The organism is Pseudomonas sp. HMSC08G10, assembly GCF_001808425.1.
GTDB lineage: Bacteria > Pseudomonadota > Gammaproteobacteria > Pseudomonadales > Pseudomonadaceae > Aquipseudomonas > Aquipseudomonas guariconensis.
Genome location: NZ_KV793285.1, coordinates 105,602 through 124,513, shown reverse-complemented (window position 1 = coordinate 124,513; position 18,912 = coordinate 105,602). Strand labels below are relative to the sequence as shown.

The following is an 18,912-nucleotide window of genomic DNA, read 5'->3' as shown; positions in this document are numbered from 1 at the left end:
GTCAGCTTGTTGCCACGCGGGGCGCGGATTTCAGTGTCGCGGAATCGGGAAGCTGTCATGGCGGTTTCCTTTTTTGTGATTGTGGTGTCGGGAGTGTTGTATGGGCTCATATACATACAACCATATATCAACCTGTATATACAACATGAGACATACCGATCCTCTGTACACTCGGCAGAATGGATTCAGCCGCCAAGCGAAAGAAAAATACCTATGTTTTTCAGTTGGTTGCGTTTCAGGTAACGCTGTCTATATGACGGGGCGGGGCGCGAAGCGGCGACGAAAGGTCAAAAATTTTTGATCAAACTCAAAGGGAAATACCATCGACCGGTTCCAGTCGATGGTCGTCCTTGAACGAAATTACTGGCCGAAACGGCCTTCCAGGCGATAACGGGAGCCTGGATAGATCAGCCGAGCGCAGCCCACTTGCCGTTTGCCAGACCAGCTGCGACGCCGGATGAGAAGACAAGGATCGGTGCGTTTGATGTGCAGCAACTTGCACTCAGCTGGTGTTGCATGGATGGCCTCCACCATGTGCTCGGCCTCGGTCAGTGGGGCGAGCTGCATCAGATAGGCGAAGGGCGTGATCCGGGTGAAGTCTTGCTTGAGATAATCGGGTGCGATGTCGGCATTGACGAAACGTTCTTCGATTTGCACCGGAATATCGTTTTCGTAATGCACCAGCACCGAGTGGAATAGGTCCTGGACCTCATCCAGAGAGAAGGGCAGCGAGGCCGGCGTTTTACCTGCAAGCGCCTCAAGCAGCACCACGTCGCTGCGATGCTGATGACCACGCTTGGTGATCTCCTCGGCGATGTCGTGTATTTGGAAAAGCGCGGCATGGCCTTTGAGTTCCGCCACGAAAGTACCTACGCCTTGCAGGCGCACCAGCACGCCTTCGATGGTGAGTTCGCGCAACGCCCGATTGATGGTCATCCGGCTGACGCCGAGTTGATTGAACAGCTCGCTCTCGGAGGGCAGCTTGAAGTTCGGTCCCCAGACGCCGGTACGGATCTGCTGAAGGATGATGTCTTTGACTCTTGCATAGAGCGGGGCAGGGCTTTCCAGAGCGAAAGCGGCCAAAGATGCACGATCGTCAGAAGAGTGGGGCACTGTCTTTTCCTGGGTGATAAGTGGGGGCGAACGGGTACCAGTTTACCCTTTACTTCAAGGCGCTTGCTATGAACGACAGGGTCGGCCAAGCCGGCTGTCCGGTGCCGCGAATTGATTTCGATCAGTTGGGCAAACCTGGTGCTCTATGTAAGACAACACAGCAAGGGGCATCCCATGAAAAAGAGAGGCGAGACGTACCGACAATGGTGCGATCCGATCCTGCATCATCAGACCCATGAGCAGACCCTCGACGATGGCACCTGCCTCGACGTGCAGACGCGCTTGTCGCGCACCGGGGCGACGCAACTGTTCATCGGTGTCTACGACGCGGACGGCAATGTGGTGTGTGAACAGATATACGACCAGCGCCCCGGCGAGACCATGACTCGGGCCTTGATGTGGGGGGTGGGCCATGCCAGGCAGTTGGCCGCCCAAGGCAAGGAGGCGCAAGTGGGACGGTCCGGCCTTGCAGCGAGGGCTAATACAGGAAGGTAGGAATGATTCATCTGGGGTGTGCGGGTTGGAGCTTGTCGCGCGAGTACGCCGATGAGTTCGTGCAGTCTGGCAGCCACCTGCAGCGATACGCCGCGCGATTGAACGCAGTGGAAATCAACAGCTCGTTCTATCGCCCCCACCGGCCTGGCACATACGCACGCTGGGCATCGTCCGTGCCGGAAGACTTTCGCTTCGCGGTGAAACTTCCCAAGATCATCACTCATGACCTGCGCCTGCAAGGATGCACTGAGGTCCTCGATGAGTTCCTGGGTCAATGCGGGCAATTAGGCAGCCGCTTGGGTTGCTTGTTGGTGCAATTGCCGCCCTCGCTGAGGTACGACGTTGGCAGTGCCGGACGTTTCTTCGAAGCCTTGCGTGAGCGGTACAGCGGATCGATAGCGCTCGAGCCCAGGCACAGTAGCTGGCAGTTGGCACAGCCGCTGTTGATCGACCTGCAGATCGCGCAAGTAGCCGCCAGTCCCTCACGCTTTGAGACCGATGCCCGCCCTGGTGGTTGGCCAGGGCTGGTCTATTGGCGCCTTCATGGTCAACCGCGGATCTACCACAGCGAATATCCCGCGGCCTACCTGCAAAGCCTGGCCGAACAGTTGCAGCGTAGCCGTGCAGCCGGGATACCCACCTGGTGCATTTTCGACAACACCGCGTCGGGTGCGGCATTGAGCAATGCGCTGACGCTTCAGGGCGTTCTGTGCTGAGGCTTCAAGGTGCATGGCCGCGCTTCGGGCCACCCCGTACCTGTCGATGGAAATCCACCCGCGAAGCATGCGACTCGGTAGCTGGCACCGGTGTTGCCGAAGTTCGCGGGTGGAGTTGCTCCCACAGGGCGCAACGGAACATGCACCAGCCTAGCCGCGTATGAAGGCCAGCAGGTCAGCGTTGATCGTCTCGGCGTGGGTGGTCGGCATCCCATGAGGGTAGCCGGCATAGAGCTTCAGCGTACTGTTCTGCAGCAGCTTGGCCGAGAGCACGCCGGCGTTCTCATAGGGCACGATCTGGTCATCGTCACCGTGCATCACCAGAACGGGAAGGGTGATGCGCTTGAGGTCTTCGGTGAAATCGGTTTGCGAGAACGCAACGATGCCATCGTAGTGAGCTTTGGCGCCGCCCATCATGCCCTGGCGCCACCAATTGAGGATGATGCCTTGCGAAGGCTTCGCGCCCGGGCGGTTGTAGCCGTAGAACGGGCCTGCGGGGACGTCGTGGTAGAACTGCGCGCGGTTGGCGGCAAGCTGGGCCTGCAGGTCGTCGAAGACCGACTTGGGCAGGCCGCCAGGGTTGGTGTCGGTCTTGACCATCAACGGCGGCACCGCGCTGATGATGACCGCCTTGGACACGCGATCCTGCCCATGGCGGGCAATATAGTGCACGACCTCGCCGCCACCTGTGGAGTGGCCGACATGAACGGCGCCATGGGTACCAAGGTGATCGACCACCGCAGCCACATCATCGGCATAGTGGTCCATGTCATGGCCATCCCATACCTGGCTCGAGCGCCCATGGCCGCGGCGGTCGTGCGCCACCACACGAAACCCTTGGGCCAGGAAGAACAGCATCTGGGCATCCCAGTCATCGGCACTGAGCGGCCAGCCATGGTGGAAATGGATGACCTGCGCATCGCGGGGCCCCCAGTCTTTGTAGAAAATCTCAACGCCGTCTTTGGTTGTGACGTATCCCATGCTTGCATCTCCTGTGTAGGTGAAGTTCGGCACTGCCCATCAACTGTAGGATTAAAATTGAGATTGGGCTCGACTTGATCGCGGAGGATGCGATGACAATTGATTGGATGGCCTTCACACCCTGGTCGGCCTTGGCCGGCGGCGCACTGATTGGGCTGGGGGCCGGCCTGTTCGTGGTCGCCAACGGACGCATTGCGGGAATCAGCGGTTTGCTCAGCTCGGTGTTTCAGCGTCGGGCTGAGGGGCGTGGCGAGAAATTCGCGTTTCTCCTGGGCCTGCTGGCGGCGCCGTTGTTATGGATGCTGTTCTCGACGCTGCCACCCGCGCACTTCGCTTCGGCCCCGTGGGTACTGGCAACGGCCGGTCTGCTGGTCGGCTTGGGCACGCGCTATGGCAGTGGCTGCACCAGTGGCCATGGTGTCTGCGGTATTTCTCGACTGTCACCCCGTTCGCTGGTGGCCACGCTGTGCTTCATGGCAACAGGTTTTCTCACTGTCTTTGTCATTCGACATCTTCTGCAAGGAAGCTGACATGTCCCGTATCAGTGGCTTTATCGCAGGGATTCTGTTCGGCATGGGGTTGTTGCTGGCGGGTATGGCCAATCCTGCCAAGGTGCTTGGGTTTCTCGACCTTGCCGGGCAGTGGGATCCCTCCCTGGGATTGGTGATGGTGGGCGCTATCGGTGTGGCGCTGCTGCCCATGGCCTGGGCACGCCGGCATGGCGTGGCGGTGCTGGGCGGCAAGATGCAACTGCCAGACCGACGCGATGTGGATCGCCGGCTTGTCGGGGGCAGTCTGCTGTTTGGCGTCGGATGGGGGCTGGCGGGTGTCTGCCCTGGGCCGGCGCTGGTCCTGCTACCGGCCGGGTATTGGCAGGCTTGGTTGTTCGTTGTCGCGATGCTCGCCGGTATGGCGCTGTTCCAATGGATCGAAACGCATCGTCGTCATTGATGGGCGGATTAAACCTGTACCTTGCCGCAGGCCTATCCATATCGTGTCGAGCGACAACGGCCAGAGCCATGTTCAGGTAGTCCAAGACGTAATGGCGAACGTTCTAGGTGATGGCAGGACGCTGGGCATCGCTGCAGCCCTGTTCCAGGGCCACCAGTGCTGGCATGTCCAGAATCTCGACGAGGCGGCCGTGCAAGTCGGCGATACCCAGGGCACGCAAGCGGGCGGCCGACCGGCAGATCGTTTCCAGGCGCAGTCCCAGGTAGGAGGCCATGTCTTCCCGCGACATGCGTAGCATGAAGCCATGAGCGGAATAGCCCCGGCTGACGAAGCGCTTGGACAAGCCCAGCAGGAAACTGGCAAGCCGTTCCTCGGCACTGAGGTTGCACAGCATCAGCACACGTTCGTGCTCGCGTACGATTTCCCTGCTCATCAAGCGATTCAGGCTTTGCTGCAGGACGGGAAAGTCCCGAGCCAGCGATTGCAACCGCCGGTAGGGAATAGGGCAGACTTCGCTGTCTTCAAGGGCGATGGCGTCACACACATGAAACTCAGTGGCAATGGCGTCGAGCCCTAGCACATCGCCTGGCATCCAGAAATTGATCACCACACCCAAGCCTTCGGCATTGTTCAGGCTTGTCTTGAAACTGCCGCAGCGCACGGCATAGAGGGTATCCAACGGTGCATTGGCATTGAACAGCGCAGCGCCTTTCTTGATGCGTATGCGTGGGCCCACCAAGCTGCCCAGGCAACTACTGTCGCTTACCGGCAGGCCGGTTGGCAGGCACAGCCCGCTGACCCGGCATTCCTGGCACGGGGACGCTAGCGGCTTGAGGTGGATGGGGGTCGCCTTGGCTGAGGGGATGGGCTGGTCAAGCATCCGGACCCTGATCTGACTGGTCATTTCAGGCCTCCTTCACGCATCGCCCGAGCGATGGCATTGCCTTGGCGGACAGCTGCGCATGCCTGCCCGCCATCTGGTTCCAGATTGGGCTGTCGGCGAGCATGTCCAGCGAATGGGGGGCGTTGAGCCGGGCGGTGAGTCGTTCGACGAACTGTTCGGCCTCATCCGGCGTTCTGAAGCCAACGTGCCATTGGTCCATGTGGACACACCAGCGGTGCTGATCGGCGTTTACCTCGATATAGACGTTCATCGGAACCTCCAGAGCGCGCGTGAGCAAGGACTTGCGTATCGATTCGTAGTGCGATGGCGTCCTGCCGACGGCCCTGAAGACCAGGGGGGCATTGCACGATTGCTGTGGCTGTGGGGTTAGCGTGCGCCGTAAATGCTTTGGAGCTTTGATCCGTGTCAAGTTCTTGGTTCGCCGTGGCAGCCGTTTGTCTGAGCCGTTCGAGTTGATAAACATCAAGTCGGGCAGGCGCCGGTAGCAGATGATCGAGGCACGCTTCCCCAACCGCAGAGGTGTGTCATGGACAATCAACGACTCTTGCTCATCGTGTCGCCCTTGATGCGTCGCACGCCGGTCTATGACCGAGCCGCCGCGCTGGCCAAGGCCAAGGGCATGCCCCTGCACATCGTGGCCTTCGACTACCTCGAAGGGCTTGCCACCGCGGGGATGGTCAACGACCAGGCCCTTGCCGTCATGCGCGATGGGTATGTGCGCCAACACCGTGAGTGGCTGGAAACCCAGGCACTGTCGATGCGACGCAATGGCGTGACGGTCACCACCGAGGTGGTGTGGGTCCAGAATCCGCTGGACGAGATCCTGGTGCATCTGCGCGAGCAGAAATTCGCCATGCTCATCAAGGCGCTCGAGCACGAGCCGTGGTGGGTACGCGCGATGTTCACCTCGCTGGACATCCAGCTGCTACGCGAAACCAGCATCCCCCTGCATCTGGTGAACAAGGCCAGTCATGCGTTGCCACGCAAGATACTGGCGGCGGTGGACCTGTCCCGGCCCGAAGATCAGATCGAGGGGCTCAACGACCAGATCATCAGTGAAGCGCTCAAGCTGGCGTTGCAATGCAATGCCCAGATCGACCTGCTGTACGTCTATGACCTGGGCTCGATGTATGTTGACGCCGGCGGTGGTCGCGAGCACTCGTTTCTGTTCGACACGAACCTGTTCAAGACCCTTCACGAAGCCCAGAGCGAGGCGTTCCAGGCGCTGGCCGAGCGCAATGGTATCGCCGCCGAGCACCGTCACATGCGCGTCGGCGATCCGGCCAAGGGCCTGGCGTTGTACATGCAGAACAACGACACCGACGTGCTGGTGATGGGCAGCTATCACCATCATGGTATTGGCTGGTTCATTGGCAGTACGGCAGAGCGGGTGCTGCACCGGCTCGACAGCAGCGTGCTGGTGATCTCGCCGGAACGCTCCCGAGGCTGACATCCAAGGCCCGCAAGGGCCTTGTTTCAGGTTCTGAGATCCAGCTCGTGGAGGATCTCGCTGACATCGCCCCCCAGGTAACGTGAGGTGAAGCCCAGCGCCTTGGTCAGTCGGTGCATGGCATAGTTGTTTGCCAGGTCCCTGGACACCATGCAGTGATAGCCATTGCGCCGGGCCGCGTCGATCAGGTGCTTGAGCAGCAACCTGCCCAGGCCCTTGCGTTGCCATTGTTCGCTGACTGCGACTGCGCATTCGCAACTGTGGCTGCCGGGAATCCCTGCATAGCGGCTCACGCCGACCTGTCTGAGTTGGCCGTCCTCATGCGCAAGTGCCACGTATGCCATGCACCGGTGGTAGTCCACCGGCATCAGCCGTGGATCCAGGTTGGGCAAGCCGCTGCTGAGCCCGGCGATGAAGCGAAAGCGCCGTGACTCATAGGTGATCGTGCTGAGAAAGCGCTTGTCCCGTTCATGATCTTCATCGCGCAGTGGGCGGATCAGTACGACAGCATCATCCGCAAGATGCTCCACCCAATGTTCCTCCACGTCCGGCTGCTTGACGGGTTGCTTGTTCATGTCGCCTCCGATGATCCGGTCGATACCCTGCGAACCGTTGTACCGCGGCGGCCCGGTCCGGTTCTGACAATCGTCAAGTTCATGCGGGACAAGCGGTTTTCTGATCTGCATCAAGCGGCGAGGGTGCTGTTCACCGAACATCGATTGCATCCCTACTCCTGCCGTGCAAGCCCGGAGGTCCGCCATGGGTCAGTATCGACAACTGCTGGTGCTGCTTACCGACATCGATCCGCATTCCGCGGCCCTGCGCAGGGCGCTTGCCCTGGCCCATGTCAGCGGGGCCAGCGTGCATGTACTGGGGCTGTTCGAACCCAGCGAAGAGCACCTGCTACGGGAGGAGCGACTGAACGAGGCGGATATCAAGCGCCAGTTCAACCACTACCGCGAGCGCCTCGCGCAGCTGGTCGACCGGCACCGGGCCAGCGGTGTCGCGCTGACGGTCGACAGCCTTCATGCCGAAGACATTCGCAGCCAGGCCATCGATTACCTGTGCGAAATGCAACCCGACATGGTCATCAAGGACAGCGAAGCGGCGCCGGCCCTGGCGCGGCTGTTCGGCACGCCGCTGGACTGCGCGCTGATGCGTGGGTTCAAGGGAATGGTGCAATTCGTGCCAACGGCGGCGGTGTCGCTGCCCAAACGCATCATGGTTGCCGTGGACACCGCCTTCAGCGATACCCCTGAGGCCCAGGCGCTGTTCAATCACGGGCTGGTCCAGGCCGCGCAAGCGCTGGCCCTGCAGTGCGATGCGCAGCTGCACCTGCTGTCGGCGTACAACCTGGCGGGGGTGTTTGCCTCGGACATGAATGTGACCCAGGCGTGGATCGACGAAATGCGCAGCGCCCTCCAAGAGCCTTTCGACACCCTGGCCGATGCCGAAGGCGTCCCCCAGGATCGTCGGCTTTTCAAGGAAGGTGGGCCTGTGCAGGTCATTCGCGAGCAGGTGGCCGTGCTGGATACGGACCTGGTGGTCATGGGCGTCGTGCAGCCCAAGGGATTGGACAAGCTGCTGGGCGATACCACTGAACGCATCGTCAGCCGACCGCCTTGCAGTGTGCTGGCGGTTCATCCCCATGTGATCCAGACCTGGGAGCCGCAGCCATGCAACTGACCTTCCTAGGCGGTACCGGCACCGTGACCGGCAGCAAATTCCTGTTGACCCGCGACAGCACCCGCGTGCTGATCGACTGCGGGCTGTTCCAGGGCTACAAGCAGTTGCGCCTGCGCAACTGGGAGCCTTTGCCCGCCCCCCTGCGTGCGCTCGATGCCGTGGTGCTGACCCACGCTCACCTCGATCACAGCGGGTACCTCCCGGTGTTGGCACGCGAAGGGTATTGCGGGCCGATCTATGCGACGCCGGCCACCTGCGCCTTGGCCGAAATCCTGCTGCTTGACAGCGCCCGGTTGCAAGAAGAGCAGGCCGAGCACGCCAACCGGCATGGCTATTCCAAGCATTCACCGGCGCGCCCGCTCTATACCGAGCAGGATGCTAAGCGCGCACTGGCGCTGTTTCGCCCGGTAGAGTTGCACCACAGTACCGTGGTTGCCGAGGGCATGGAGCTTCTGTTGCGTACGGCCGGGCATATCTTGGGCGCTGCGACCGTGCAGATCACCGCCGACGGCCAGCGATTGCTGTTTTCCGGCGACCTGGGGCGCCCGCAGGACCCGATCATGCACGCGCCCGAACTGGTCAGGACGGCAGATGTACTGCTGGTGGAGTCCACCTACGGGGATCGCAAGCATCCTGACGAATCCACCGAGCAGTACCTGGCCCAGGTCATCAACCAGACGCTCCTGCGCCATGGCATCACCTTGGTGCCATCCTTCGCCGTGGGCCGAGCCCAGCTACTGATGTACTACCTGTACAAGCTCAAACGCGACGGGCTGATACCGGACATTCCGGTCTATCTCAACAGCCCGATGGCGACCGATGCCACCGTCCTGTACCAGCAGTTCAGGGGCGAGCACCGCTTGTCACCGGCGGAGTGCGCTGCGATGTGCAGGGGCACACACATCATCCGCACCGTCGATGAGTCCCGGCGCCTGGACCAGCTGCGCGAGCCGGCGGTGATCATTGCCGCCAGCGGCATGGCGACCGGCGGGCGGGTACTGCATCACCTCAAGGCGCTGGCGCCCAATCCCCGCAACAGCATCCTGTTTTCGGGCTTCCAGGCCGGTGGTACACGCGGCGCCGATATCGTCGCCGGCGCGCACAGCGTGCGCGTGCATGGCGAAGATGTGCCCATCAGGGCGCAGGTGTATGCGATGGAGAATCTTTCGGCGCATGCCGATGCTGACGAAATCATGGAGTGGTTGCGCGGGTTCGCCCGACCGCCTCGCCAGACCTATGTCATCCATGGCGAGCCGCACGCGGCCGACACCTTGCGCCGGCGTATCAGCCTCGAACTCGGATGGCAGGTCTGCGTACCCGAACATCAGGAAACCGTTGCCATAGACCCTGTGCGCTAGCCGGGCGCGGGAGGCTGTCATGGATACACAAGCAAGGGCAAAACTCAAAGCATGGATGCAGCGGCCCAAGGGGAGTCTGGGTTGGGTCATGGCCATCGTCACCTGGGTGGTGGCCGCCTCTGCCTACCAGGCGTTGGGCCCGTCCTGGCGCCTGCCGATGCGTGATCCCGCGGTCTTGTTGACGTTACTGGTCTTGAGTATCGCGGTGGGATGGGCCGTGCAGCGCGGCGTGAGGCGCACAGTGGGCAAAGCCATTTTCGAAGGGCAGACCACCGGCTGGCAGGCCAGGCTCGCCTTCATCCGGGCGGTAGCCCGGGAGTCGAATGTGTTACTGGGCATGCTGGTGCTCTTGGCTGTGCTCGGCGCCAGCACGCTCTGGCTGGCCGGCCGCTCCGTGGAGCGTATCGTGGATAGATGCCAGGCCAACTTGCAGGCCCAGGTGCAGGCGCCCCAGGACGAGCCTCTCGCCACTCTGGTGGGCAGGCCGGTGTGCTCATGCCTGGCGCAGACCTTTCTGGACCGCAATGGCGTGATCCGACTGGCGTTGTTCGAGACACCGTTGCAGCAAGCGAGCACCCTCAAAGCCTTGACGCCGGCGGATGAGCGGCGCTGTCTGGCGCAGTTCGACTTGCTGCCCGAAGAGGCCGCCCAGGCGATGCCCTAGAGGCGCGATAGGCGATCGAATCAACAGGCGTCCGTCGCGACGCAGGAGGCTCCCATGACTCAGGATCTTGCACGGCAGACTACCTTTGCGAACCGCACCGAAGCCGGTCGAGCCCTGGTGGAGCCGCTGCGTGAATACACCAACAGGCCTGATGCGATCGTGCTCGCATTGCCCCGTGGTGGTGTGCCAGTGGCGTATGAAGTTGCCACGGCCCTCGGGCTTCGCCTGGACCTGCTGGTGGTGCGCAAGCTCGGCCTGCCTTCGCATCCGGAGTACGCCATGGGCGCCATTGCCAGCGGGGGCATCCGCATTCTCAATGACGATGCGCTCCGGGCGTATCCCATCGACCGCACCCGTTTCCAAACTGTGCTGGACCAGGAAACCCAGGAACTGCTGCGACGGGAAAAGAAATACCGGGGCAATCGCCCACCGCTGCAGCTCAAGGACCAAGTGGTAATCCTTATCGACGACGGCCTGGCCACAGGCGCCTCGATGATGGCCGCCGTTCAAGCGGTGCGGGCACAGGCGCCTTCGCGCATCGTGGTTGCGGTGCCGGTCTCGCCCCCGGATACGCTCGACGCCCTGTGCGCAAAGGTGGAACAGGTCATTTGCCCGCTGGTGCCGGAGCGGATGGTCTCAGTCGGCTATTGGTACCTGGATTTTCCACAGACCACCGACGAAGAAGTCCTGGCGCTCATGCACAAGGCAAGCTTGCGTGAGTCAACGTGAGACTGCCGGTCGTAGAGTTTCTCCAGCAAGCTGTTCGAAGGTGCGTTCATCAACGTCATCCCCCCCAGATGGATAGCTGAGGGCGGCCCTGAAGGGCCGCCGCGACACCGTTTCAGACCAGCGAGAGGCGATGGATGACTTGACTTGCGTCATCCGGATCCCGGGTCGTGGTGAACCCCGCCGCCTGGGCAAGATCACGCATCGCTACGTTAGAGGCGGCATCGATCGAATACATCGCTCGCAGGCCTCTGCTGCGGGCATGGTCGATCAGGTGTTCGAGCAGCAGACGGCCCAGACCGTGATGCTGCCAACTGTCGAGGACCGTTACCGCGCATTCGCACTCGTCGTCCTTCTCGCAGGCGGCATAGCGGGAAATGCCCACTTCCTGAAGTTCGCCATCGACGTGGGCAAGCGCGACATAGGCGGCGTGCCGGTCTTGGTCGACATCCATCAGTTGGTTGAGCATTGCCTCGCCAGGCTCCTTGAGCTGGCACAGGAAGCGGAAATGACGCGATTCTGGGGATAGCCGTTCGATAAAGGCTTTCTCGCGCTGGCGGTCCTTGGGTTGCAAGGGCCTGATCAGGACATGGGTGCCATTGTCGAGTGCTTCGATCCAGTGCTCGCCGGAGGGCACGGGGAACGAGGGTGCGGTGTGCTTAGGGGTCATATCGGCGGTCGCCATGGCAATTTCCTCGTTTGCAAAAAAGGACGATGGAGATTCAGTTTCAACGTTCAGGCGTTGATCGACTTGATCGTTATCAAGTGCCCGGTTGCCGGTCATCGCAGCCGCTCGCGTCGAGGTCTATCCTCGGCTCAGGTAACCGTTGGGGTCACCGGAAACGATTGCCTGGCGCATGAGCATGACGAGGGCTCGCGGGCTTGTCTTGATCTTGCTCAGGTTCAGGCAGGGAGGCAGATGACCCTTGGTCGGCCATGGCGCATGGCTCAGACGAAGCAGCTAGTTTTTATATATGCCCTGCATGAGAAAGCGGAGGCATCGTCATGTCAGGCTCTGAAGATTTGGGGGCAAGGCCCCAGGTGAAGTGCCTTGCGTGCTCGTTGAGCCGGCTTTGCCTGCCCGCCAGCCTCAGTGCTGACGAAGTGGACAAGCTCGAGCACATCGTGCGCCGGAATCGCCCGCTAAAGAAGGGCGAGTACCTGTTCAAGGCCGATGAGCCCATGGATCACGTGTTTGCCCTGCGCTCAGGGGCCATCAAGAATTTCCTGCTCGACGCCGAAGGCAACGAGCGGGTCAGCGGATTCATCCTGCCGGGGGAAATGCTGGGCCTGGATGCCATCGGTGCCAGTCATTACCGAAGCTACGCCCTGGCGCTGGACATATCGCTGGTCTGCTCGATCAAGCTCGATCAACTGGTTGACCTGTCGGGGCAGATTCCAGGCTTGCGCTACCAGCTGTTGCACATGCTCAGCCTGGGGATCCAGGGCAAGGATGAACACCTGCGCTGCTGCCATGGGCGTGCCGACCAGCGCCTTGCGATATTCCTGCTGGGCATGTCGGCTCGGTATCACCAGCGAGGCCTACGTACCGACCTGTTCAGACTGCCCATGTCCCGAGGCGACATTGCCAATTACCTGGATCTGACGCTTGAAACCGTCAGCCGGCTGTTCAGCCGATTCACCCAGGCAGGGTTCATTGAATGCGTCGGTCGGGAAGTCCGGCTTGTCGACCAGCAAAGCCTGGTCAATCTCACCCGGGTGGAGGAGGCCGGTTGAGCATCGCGAGCACCCGGTCATAGCGTTGCACCGGGCCTTCCAGCGCAGATCGCCAGCGCTCTGCTTGGGGCGCCACTTGATCCGTACGTAGCCAGATACGCTGTGCAGGTACGCCGTGTTGCCAGCACAGGCGGGCGGCTTGGCGGGCGATGTGCGCCGGCGCGCAGCAGTAGACGGTGTCGGGCTTGAAATGCGTCAGTTGATCTGCAAGTTGCGCCCATCCGCTGCAGCTGTTGCGGGGCAGGGGAGACAGCGTCGAGAGCCTGTGGAGACAATCATCGGGTAGCTGATCGTGGGGGAAGCCTTCGTGTGACAGTTGCACCTGCACCCAGGGCAGCCAGCAGAGGATTTCATCCAGGCAGCCAAGAAGCGCCAGGATCCCTTCTCCTCGGGTGATCGCCAGCAGCCGCGTACTGTGCAACGGAATCGGCCAAGCGCTGCCCAGCGGCCCTGAGTAATCGAGAACATCACCTGCCTGCCCCAATGCTTGGGTGCGATGCGTGGTCACGGTGAAGCGCCTGGCCATGCCTGGCAGGCTGACGTAGCTGCATGACAGGTCAACGCCTTGGCTGCCCAGCAGGCAGTACTGGCCCGGCATCGCTTCCGTGAGCTGCGAGCCGCACAGCTCCAGGCGCAAGCATTGCTGGATGCCTGGGCCCGGTAACACTTCCAGTAACCGGACGCCTCCGCTGTCTTCCCGCCTCATACGCGCCTCGAACGTGCAAGCGTTACGTGCTTGCTTCAGGCTAGGCCTCTGCCACAGGCGCACTTTGATCAGGGTCAAACCGGCATCCGAGGGCTTCCTTCAGCCGATGACGCATCGCTACTTGGCCTTCCAGTACTTCTGCATCTCCAGGAACAGGAACGATGCCGTCCAGGTGATCAACACCAGGCCTGTCAGCGCCTGCAGGCCTGTGAGGTACTTGAGATTGCCCGTGGGGGCGATGTCGCCGAAGCCGATGGTGGTGTAGGTGGTGAAGGAGAAGTACACGCAGTCCATGAACGTGCCGTCGAAATTGCCACTGAACGAGCCCCAGCCTTCGGCATTGGCCATCAGGTAGTAGGCCAGGGCGAAGCACCACACCTCCAATGCGTGGGCTAGCAGCGCCCCGAACACACCGACCACGATCCGGAAGCGGCTCCATAGCTTCAGCCGTGGCAGCCAGTCGTTCAGGCGCAGAAGGCATTCGTAGTGAATGATCACCACAAGAATCACGACCAGTGTGTTGATCAGCGTGACGGTGAGCATGGCAGGCACCCTGGCCGAAATCGGGTGATTATTTTGCAGTGCCGATCAATGGGTATGCCACAGGCTCCTTGAGCTGCGGCTGCAGGGCGGGAAACTCCTCGGGCGTGATGGTTTCTTTGGCCAGCAGCAAGCGCGCGCCTGCGTCCAGATCGGCACGGCGTTGCTCAAGCAATGCCTGGGCTCGCTTGTAGGCCTGCTCGAGCAGCTCACGAATGCCAAGGTCGATTTCCCGCGCCGTTTGCTCGGAGTAATCCTTGTGCTCCTGACGCAACAGGGCGTCTCCAAGGTAACTGGCCTGCTGGCGCTCCAGCACTGCCTGGCCCAATTCAGGGCTCATGCCGAACCGGGTGATCAGTTGTCGGGCAATATCGGTGGCGCGGCCCAGGTCATCGGCGGCCCCGGTGGACACCTGGCCGAATGCCAGGCTTTCGGCCGCACGGCCTGCCATCAGCACCACGATACGGTCCCTGAGCATCTGCGCGCTGATCAGGAAGCGGTCGTCCGTCGGCCTTTGCAGGGTATAGCCCAGCGAGCCCGCGGCCCGTGGGATGATCGACACCTTGTGGACCGGGTCCATCGCCGGCAGGCTGCTGGCGGCCAGGGCATGGCCCATTTCGTGATACGCCACGACCTGGCGCTCGTCTTCACGCAGCACGGTGCTCTTGCGCTCTACCCCAGCGACCAGGCGCTCGACCGCCGCGGTGAAGTCCTCCAGTTCGACCCACTGACTGGCGCGCCGGGTGGCGACGATGGCCGCCTCGTTGACCAGGTTGGCCAGGTCGGCGCCGGTCAGGCCAGGCGTGATATCGGCGATGCGTTCGCAATCCAGGTCGTTCTTGTAGACGATCTTGTGCAGGTGCACTTTCAGGATCGCCAGGCGGCCCTTGCGATCGGGCCGGTCTATCAGGATCTGCCGGTCGAATCGTCCCGCGCGCAGCAACGCCGGGTCCAACACCTCGGGGCGATTGGTGGCTGCCAGCAGCACGACGCCTTCGCGCGGATCGAAGCCGTCCAGTTCGGCCAGCAGTTGGTTCAGCGTCTGCTCCTTCTCGTCATTGCCACCCAGGTTGCCGATACCGCGCATCTTGCCCAGGGCGTCCAGCTCATCGATGAAAATGATGCACGGTGCCGCGTGTCGAGCCTGGTCGAACAGGTCGCGCACTCGGGCGGCGCCCACGCCCACGAACATTTCCACGAACTCCGATCCGGAGATCGAGAAGAAGGGGACTCCCGCCTCTCCGGCGATTGCCTTGGCCACCAAGGTCTTGCCGGTTCCGGGGGGACCGACCAGCAAGGTGCCTTTGGGGACGTGGGCCCCCAGGCGTGCGTACCAGGCCTGGTTTTTCAGGAACGAGACGATTTCGATCAGTTCATCCTTGACGTCATCGATCCCGGCAACATCGGCGAAGGTGACCTTGATGTCCCGCTGGGCATAGACCCGCGCACGGGACTTGCCGACACTCATCAAGCCCCCCAGCCCCTGCTTTTCCCCAAACCCACGGAAGATGAAGAACCAGGCGCCGAGCATGACCATCAACGGCAGTAACCAGCCCGCCAAGTCCGCGACCGTGTTGTCTTCTGCCAGACCGGTGAAGGCGACCCCGGACTGGCTGAGCTGCGCCGACAGCGCCGGATCGACGCGGACGGTGGAAAACCGTTGGCGCCCATCGATGGGTTCCTGCAGCCTGCCCTGGATACGATTGCGCTTGATTTGCAGATCACTGACTTTTTGCTGTTCGAGCAGTTGCAGGAACTGGCTGTAAGGGAGGGTTGCGACAGCCGAGCGGTCGAACAGACTGAACAGCAGGGCGGTGAGCAGCGCGATCGCGATCGCCAGGTAATACAGTTTCGATGGCTGATCTTTGTTCATGGCCGCAGTTCCTCGAGACGATCACTGGACGGGCCTCGTGCCACGCATTCTATGAAGCGCTTCAGGCGATCAGCAGACAATCGTCGACCTTCCTCACGCCGGGCACCGCCCCCTGAAAGCGTGACGACGCCATTGCCTTTAGTCCTTGTTTTTACCCGTCGATGGCCCGGCGCGATTGACAAAGGTCAAGATCGACGTGCTGCCCACGCCGCAGGAGCTTGATAAATGTCAGGCCGCTGCCCGATGCGCTACGGATACTCAAGTCATCTTAGGCACCTGCGAGGGCATGGACATGCGACGCTATCTGCTTATCGGGTTGTCGATCGTGCTGGTATCCGTTTCAGGCTGCAGTCCTTGGCGCGCCGAGGAAATCGATGCGCGCCTGGAGTCGGCGGAGAACAACGCCGCCACCGCAAGGCTGCGCGCTGACGAGGTCTGCTACCGGATCGATCTGGTCGAGCAGACTGCCAACCAGGCGCTGCGCATCGCGACCCAGACCCAGCAAGAGGTCCAACGGTTGCAGCGGCAGGCCAAACAGAAGTAACCGCCATGTCACGTCGTTGGCTGGACCCGGGCCTGTTGCTCGTGAGTGCAGTGGCCTTGCTGTTTGGCGGGGTCGCCTATGCCGCGCAGCAGCCTGCCTGGGCGGCGCTGATCTGGGCGGGAGGCAGCAGTGTGATGGCCCTGGTGCTGGCCGTGGAGATCGCCAGGCGCCTGGCCAGGCGCGAAGCTGGCATCGATCTCATCGCCCTGGTGTCGATCCTGGCGGCGCTGTGGCTGGAGCAGATGCTGGTCGGTGCGGTGGTCGCGCTGATGCTGGCGACCGGGCGTGCATTGGAGGCGCTCAGCCTGCAACACGCCGAGCGCGAACTGCGGGCCTTGATCGAGCGGGCTCCCCAGCGTGCCTGGATTCAAGAAAACGACGGGCTGCGTGAAGTACCCGTGGACGAAGTTCAGCCCGGTCAAATCGTATGGGTGCGCCTGGGCGAGGTGGTGCCGGTCGATGGTCGTCTGCTGAGCGATCAGGTGATACTGGATGAGGCTGCGCTCACGGGCGAGTCCTTGCCGGTCACACGCTATTGCGGTGAGCTTCTGGCCAGTGGCGTGACCAACACCGGCGCGCCAGTGCTGCTACTGGCCACGCGCACGGCAGCGCAGAGCACCTACGCTGGCATCGTACGTCTGGCCGAAACGGCGCGTCGATCTCGCGCGCCTTTCGTTCGCTTGGCCGATCGTTACGCCTTGGGCTTCATTGCGCTGACGTTGCTGGTCGCAGGGGCCGCCTGGTGGCTCAGTGGCGATGTGTATCGCGTGCTCGCAGTGTTGGTGGTCGCCACCCCCTGTCCGCTCATATTGGCCGTGCCCATCGCCATCATCTCCGGTATTTCCAGGGCCGCGCGACGCAACATCCTCGTGCGTGATGGCCAGGTTCTGGAAGCGCTTGCCGGGATCCGGCAGGTCTTTCTGGACAAGACCGGTACCTTGACCGGCGGTCATGCCCAGATGCAATCGATCGAGCTCCAGGGTGAAGGGCTGCCGCTGCAGCTTCTGCAGTGGGCCGCCTCGCTGGCACAGGCCTCTTCGCACCCGATCGCCCAGGCCATTGTCCAGGCCGCTCGCGTGCGCGGTTTGTCGCTGACACCGCCACAGGATGTGCAGGAGACCCCGGGGCAAGGGCTTGCCGGCACCGTACAGGGGCATGCCGTGCGCTTGGGAGCGGTGGGCTATGTGCAAGGCGAAGCGCAAAGCGATGCCTGGGCGCAGGCGCGCTTGCAGCAGCTGGATTACCTGGCCAGCAGTGGCAGTTTTGTCGCGATCGACGGTCAACTCAAAGGGATGATCAGGCTGGCCGACAACCTGCGCCTGGAAGCACCCCAGAGCCTGCGCTTGCTCCGTAACCGAGGTATCGAAAAGATCGTCATGCTGACGGGGGATCGTCTGGAAACGGCGCAGGCAATCGCACTGACTGCGGGCATCGACGAACTGCATTCTGGCCTGACGCCCGAGGACAAGGTGCGCCTGGTGCAGGAAGGCTGCCGCCGCGAGCCAACGCTGATGGTCGGCGATGGCATCAATGATGCTCCAGCCCTGGCCGCTGCCGATGTCGGCGTGGCCATGGGGGCGTCTGGCGTCACCGCTTCGGCACAGGCGGCGGGTGTGGTGCTGCTGGTGGACCGATTCGACCGGCTGGTCGAAGCACTGGATATTGCCCGGCATGCCGTGCACATCGCGCGGCAAGGCGTGTGGGCCGGGATGAGCCTGTCGTTGCTGGCCATGCTCATCGCCGCGGCAGGCTATCTGCCGGCCTTGCTCGGCGCCATCCTGCAGGAAGGGATCGATCTGCTGATCATCGGCAATGCCCTGCGCGCATTGGGGCCCTGGCCCGGTAGGCGGCGCGCCGGCATCGACGTCGCCGCGATCGATCGGCTCGAGGATGAGCACCGGCAACTGGAGGGGGTGCTAACGGACCTGAGCCAGATGGCCCGCGACTTTTCTAGTCGTCCTCTCGACAAGGCACAGGCCGACTTGCGCAACCTGGTCGCGGCACTGCACAACCTGTTGGAGCGTCACGAACGCGATGACGAACGCCGGCTCTACCCGCTGCTCAGCCGCTTCATGCCAGGTGAAGATCCGCTGTCGACCATGAGCCATACCCACCGCGAAATCTTTCGCCTGATTCATCTGCTGTCGCGTATGAGCGAAGATTTCAGCCAGGCAACGCGAGCTCCAAGCGCTGAAGAGATACAGCACCAGCTTGTTCGCCTGGACACCCTGGCGAAGCTTCATTTCGACCAGGAAGACGCGCTGTATCGCTCCTTGGATCGACGCTGAGCTTGGGTGTAAGCGGTTGCTGTATCAGGTGTCCTGCAATTGCTCGGCACGCAGCAGTGTCTGACCGGTGCTGATCAGGTCGTCGAAAACGATGACGGTTCTGCCGGCCACGTCACCTATCAGATGCTCGCCCCTCAGCCCTGCCTTGGCCAGCATCAAGCCTAAACGGTGCGCCACCGC

General features: G+C 62.1%; 21 protein-coding genes and 1 pseudogene. 12 read left to right on the top strand and 10 right to left on the bottom strand.

Annotation, left to right across the window (positions count from 1 at the left end; translation table 11 throughout):
• Window positions 1-360 precede the first annotated feature (360 nt).
• Window positions 361-1,113, bottom strand: coding sequence for a histidine utilization repressor (hutC, locus tag HMPREF3173_RS01775; protein WP_139146799.1), 753 nt, complete (start codon window positions 1,111-1,113; stop codon window positions 361-363).
• Between the two features lie 174 nt (window positions 1,114-1,287).
• On the opposite strand from hutC, the gene HMPREF3173_RS01770 reads away from it, so the two are divergent.
• Both HMPREF3173_RS01770 and HMPREF3173_RS01765 read left to right on the top strand, forming a co-directional pair.
• Window positions 1,288-1,608, top strand: a complete 321-nt coding sequence (locus HMPREF3173_RS01770) for a hypothetical protein (RefSeq protein WP_070571258.1) — start codon at window positions 1,288-1,290, stop codon at window positions 1,606-1,608.
• A 2-nt stretch (window positions 1,609-1,610) separates the two neighbouring features.
• Window positions 1,611-2,324 carry a DUF72 domain-containing protein gene (locus tag HMPREF3173_RS01765; RefSeq protein WP_070571256.1) on the top strand — a complete coding sequence of 238 codons (714 nt, stop codon included), beginning with the start codon at window positions 1,611-1,613 and terminating at the stop codon, window positions 2,322-2,324.
• A gap of 150 nt (window positions 2,325-2,474) precedes the next feature.
• Here the strand turns inward: HMPREF3173_RS01765 and HMPREF3173_RS01760 are convergent, their stop codons facing one another.
• Window positions 2,475-3,305, bottom strand: a complete 831-nt coding sequence (locus HMPREF3173_RS01760; protein ID WP_070571255.1) for an alpha/beta fold hydrolase — start codon at window positions 3,303-3,305, stop codon at window positions 2,475-2,477.
• Window positions 3,306-3,397: 92 nt separating this feature from the next.
• Between HMPREF3173_RS01760 and HMPREF3173_RS01755 the strand changes: the two genes are divergently transcribed.
• Complete coding sequence (locus tag HMPREF3173_RS01755) at window positions 3,398-3,835, top strand: YeeE/YedE family protein (RefSeq protein WP_070571253.1); 438 nt, start codon at window positions 3,398-3,400, stop codon at window positions 3,833-3,835.
• 1 nt (window position 3,836) lies between these two features.
• Window positions 3,837-4,256: a DUF6691 family protein gene (locus tag HMPREF3173_RS01750; protein ID WP_070571250.1), complete on the top strand. Its 420-nt coding sequence runs from the start codon at window positions 3,837-3,839 to the stop codon at window positions 4,254-4,256.
• A 103-nt stretch (window positions 4,257-4,359) separates the two neighbouring features.
• Here the strand turns inward: HMPREF3173_RS01750 and HMPREF3173_RS01745 are convergent, their stop codons facing one another.
• Window positions 4,360-5,160, bottom strand: a complete 801-nt coding sequence (locus HMPREF3173_RS01745; protein ID WP_070571248.1) for a helix-turn-helix domain-containing protein — start codon at window positions 5,158-5,160, stop codon at window positions 4,360-4,362.
• A gap of 1 nt (window position 5,161) precedes the next feature.
• Entirely contained in the window at window positions 5,162-5,410 is a 249-nt protein-coding gene (locus HMPREF3173_RS01740) for a hypothetical protein (RefSeq protein ID WP_070571247.1), read from the bottom strand.
• A 276-nt stretch (window positions 5,411-5,686) separates the two neighbouring features.
• On the opposite strand from HMPREF3173_RS01740, the gene HMPREF3173_RS01735 reads away from it, so the two are divergent.
• Window positions 5,687-6,610, top strand: coding sequence for a universal stress protein (locus tag HMPREF3173_RS01735; RefSeq protein ID WP_070571245.1), 924 nt, complete (start codon window positions 5,687-5,689; stop codon window positions 6,608-6,610).
• 26 nt (window positions 6,611-6,636) lie between these two features.
• Here HMPREF3173_RS01735 and HMPREF3173_RS01730 read toward each other — a convergent pair whose 3' ends face one another.
• Window positions 6,637-7,185 carry a GNAT family N-acetyltransferase gene (locus tag HMPREF3173_RS01730; RefSeq protein WP_070571277.1) on the bottom strand — a complete coding sequence of 183 codons (549 nt, stop codon included), beginning with the start codon at window positions 7,183-7,185 and terminating at the stop codon, window positions 6,637-6,639.
• A 184-nt stretch (window positions 7,186-7,369) separates the two neighbouring features.
• Between HMPREF3173_RS01730 and HMPREF3173_RS01725 the strand changes: the two genes are divergently transcribed.
• Genes HMPREF3173_RS01725 through HMPREF3173_RS01710 form a run of 4 tightly spaced genes read left to right on the top strand, consistent with a single transcriptional unit; the run spans window position 7,370 to window position 11,047 of the window.
• Entirely contained in the window at window positions 7,370-8,296 is a 927-nt protein-coding gene (locus HMPREF3173_RS01725) for a universal stress protein (RefSeq protein ID WP_070571243.1), read from the top strand.
• Window positions 8,287-9,654, top strand: a complete 1,368-nt coding sequence (locus HMPREF3173_RS01720; RefSeq protein ID WP_070571241.1) for an MBL fold metallo-hydrolase RNA specificity domain-containing protein — start codon at window positions 8,287-8,289, stop codon at window positions 9,652-9,654. Before HMPREF3173_RS01725 ends, HMPREF3173_RS01720 begins: the two co-directional genes overlap by 10 nt.
• A gap of 19 nt (window positions 9,655-9,673) precedes the next feature.
• Window positions 9,674-10,318 carry a hypothetical protein gene (locus HMPREF3173_RS01715; RefSeq protein ID WP_256543731.1) on the top strand — a complete coding sequence of 215 codons (645 nt, stop codon included), beginning with the start codon at window positions 9,674-9,676 and terminating at the stop codon, window positions 10,316-10,318.
• A gap of 54 nt (window positions 10,319-10,372) precedes the next feature.
• The gene (locus HMPREF3173_RS01710; protein ID WP_070571240.1) at window positions 10,373-11,047 is read left to right on the top strand and encodes a phosphoribosyltransferase; all 675 of its coding nucleotides are present in this window, start codon (window positions 10,373-10,375) and stop codon (window positions 11,045-11,047) included.
• Between the two features lie 112 nt (window positions 11,048-11,159).
• Here the strand turns inward: HMPREF3173_RS01710 and HMPREF3173_RS01705 are convergent, their stop codons facing one another.
• Window positions 11,160-11,729 (bottom strand): GNAT family N-acetyltransferase, encoded by a 570-nt coding sequence (locus tag HMPREF3173_RS01705; RefSeq protein WP_070571238.1) that lies wholly within the window; start codon window positions 11,727-11,729, stop codon window positions 11,160-11,162.
• Between the two features lie 320 nt (window positions 11,730-12,049).
• Here HMPREF3173_RS01705 and fnr point away from each other — a divergent pair, with 320 nt between their 5' ends.
• Entirely contained in the window at window positions 12,050-12,781 is a 732-nt protein-coding gene (fnr, locus tag HMPREF3173_RS01700) for a fumarate/nitrate reduction transcriptional regulator Fnr (RefSeq protein WP_070571237.1), read from the top strand.
• Here the strand turns inward: fnr and HMPREF3173_RS01695 are convergent.
• The 3 genes from HMPREF3173_RS01695 to ftsH form a co-directional block, all read right to left on the bottom strand.
• A complete protein-coding gene (locus tag HMPREF3173_RS01695; RefSeq protein ID WP_070571273.1) occupies window positions 12,756-13,487 on the bottom strand; it encodes a ferredoxin reductase domain-containing protein in 732 nt (243 codons plus the stop codon). The genes fnr and HMPREF3173_RS01695 overlap by 26 nt on opposite strands.
• A gap of 117 nt (window positions 13,488-13,604) precedes the next feature.
• On the bottom strand, window positions 13,605-14,030 hold the full coding sequence (locus HMPREF3173_RS01690) for a potassium channel family protein (protein WP_070571236.1): 426 nt from the start codon (window positions 14,028-14,030) through the stop codon (window positions 13,605-13,607).
• Between the two features lie 28 nt (window positions 14,031-14,058).
• The gene (gene ftsH, locus HMPREF3173_RS01685) at window positions 14,059-15,900 is read right to left on the bottom strand and encodes an ATP-dependent zinc metalloprotease FtsH (RefSeq protein ID WP_070571235.1); all 1,842 of its coding nucleotides are present in this window, start codon (window positions 15,898-15,900) and stop codon (window positions 14,059-14,061) included.
• A gap of 292 nt (window positions 15,901-16,192) precedes the next feature.
• Here ftsH and HMPREF3173_RS01680 point away from each other — a divergent pair, with 292 nt between their 5' ends.
• Window positions 16,193-16,444, top strand: coding sequence for an Lpp/OprI family alanine-zipper lipoprotein (locus HMPREF3173_RS01680; protein ID WP_043209082.1), 252 nt, complete (start codon window positions 16,193-16,195; stop codon window positions 16,442-16,444).
• A 5-nt stretch (window positions 16,445-16,449) separates the two neighbouring features.
• Window positions 16,450-18,732, top strand: a complete 2,283-nt coding sequence (locus HMPREF3173_RS01675; protein ID WP_070571234.1) for a heavy metal translocating P-type ATPase — start codon at window positions 16,450-16,452, stop codon at window positions 18,730-18,732.
• 39 nt (window positions 18,733-18,771) lie between these two features.
• Here HMPREF3173_RS01675 and HMPREF3173_RS24230 read toward each other — a convergent pair.
• A pseudogene (locus HMPREF3173_RS24230) lies at window positions 18,772-18,879 on the bottom strand (ribose-phosphate pyrophosphokinase); the annotation flags it as partial.
• Between the last annotated feature and the right edge of the window lie 33 nt (window positions 18,880-18,912).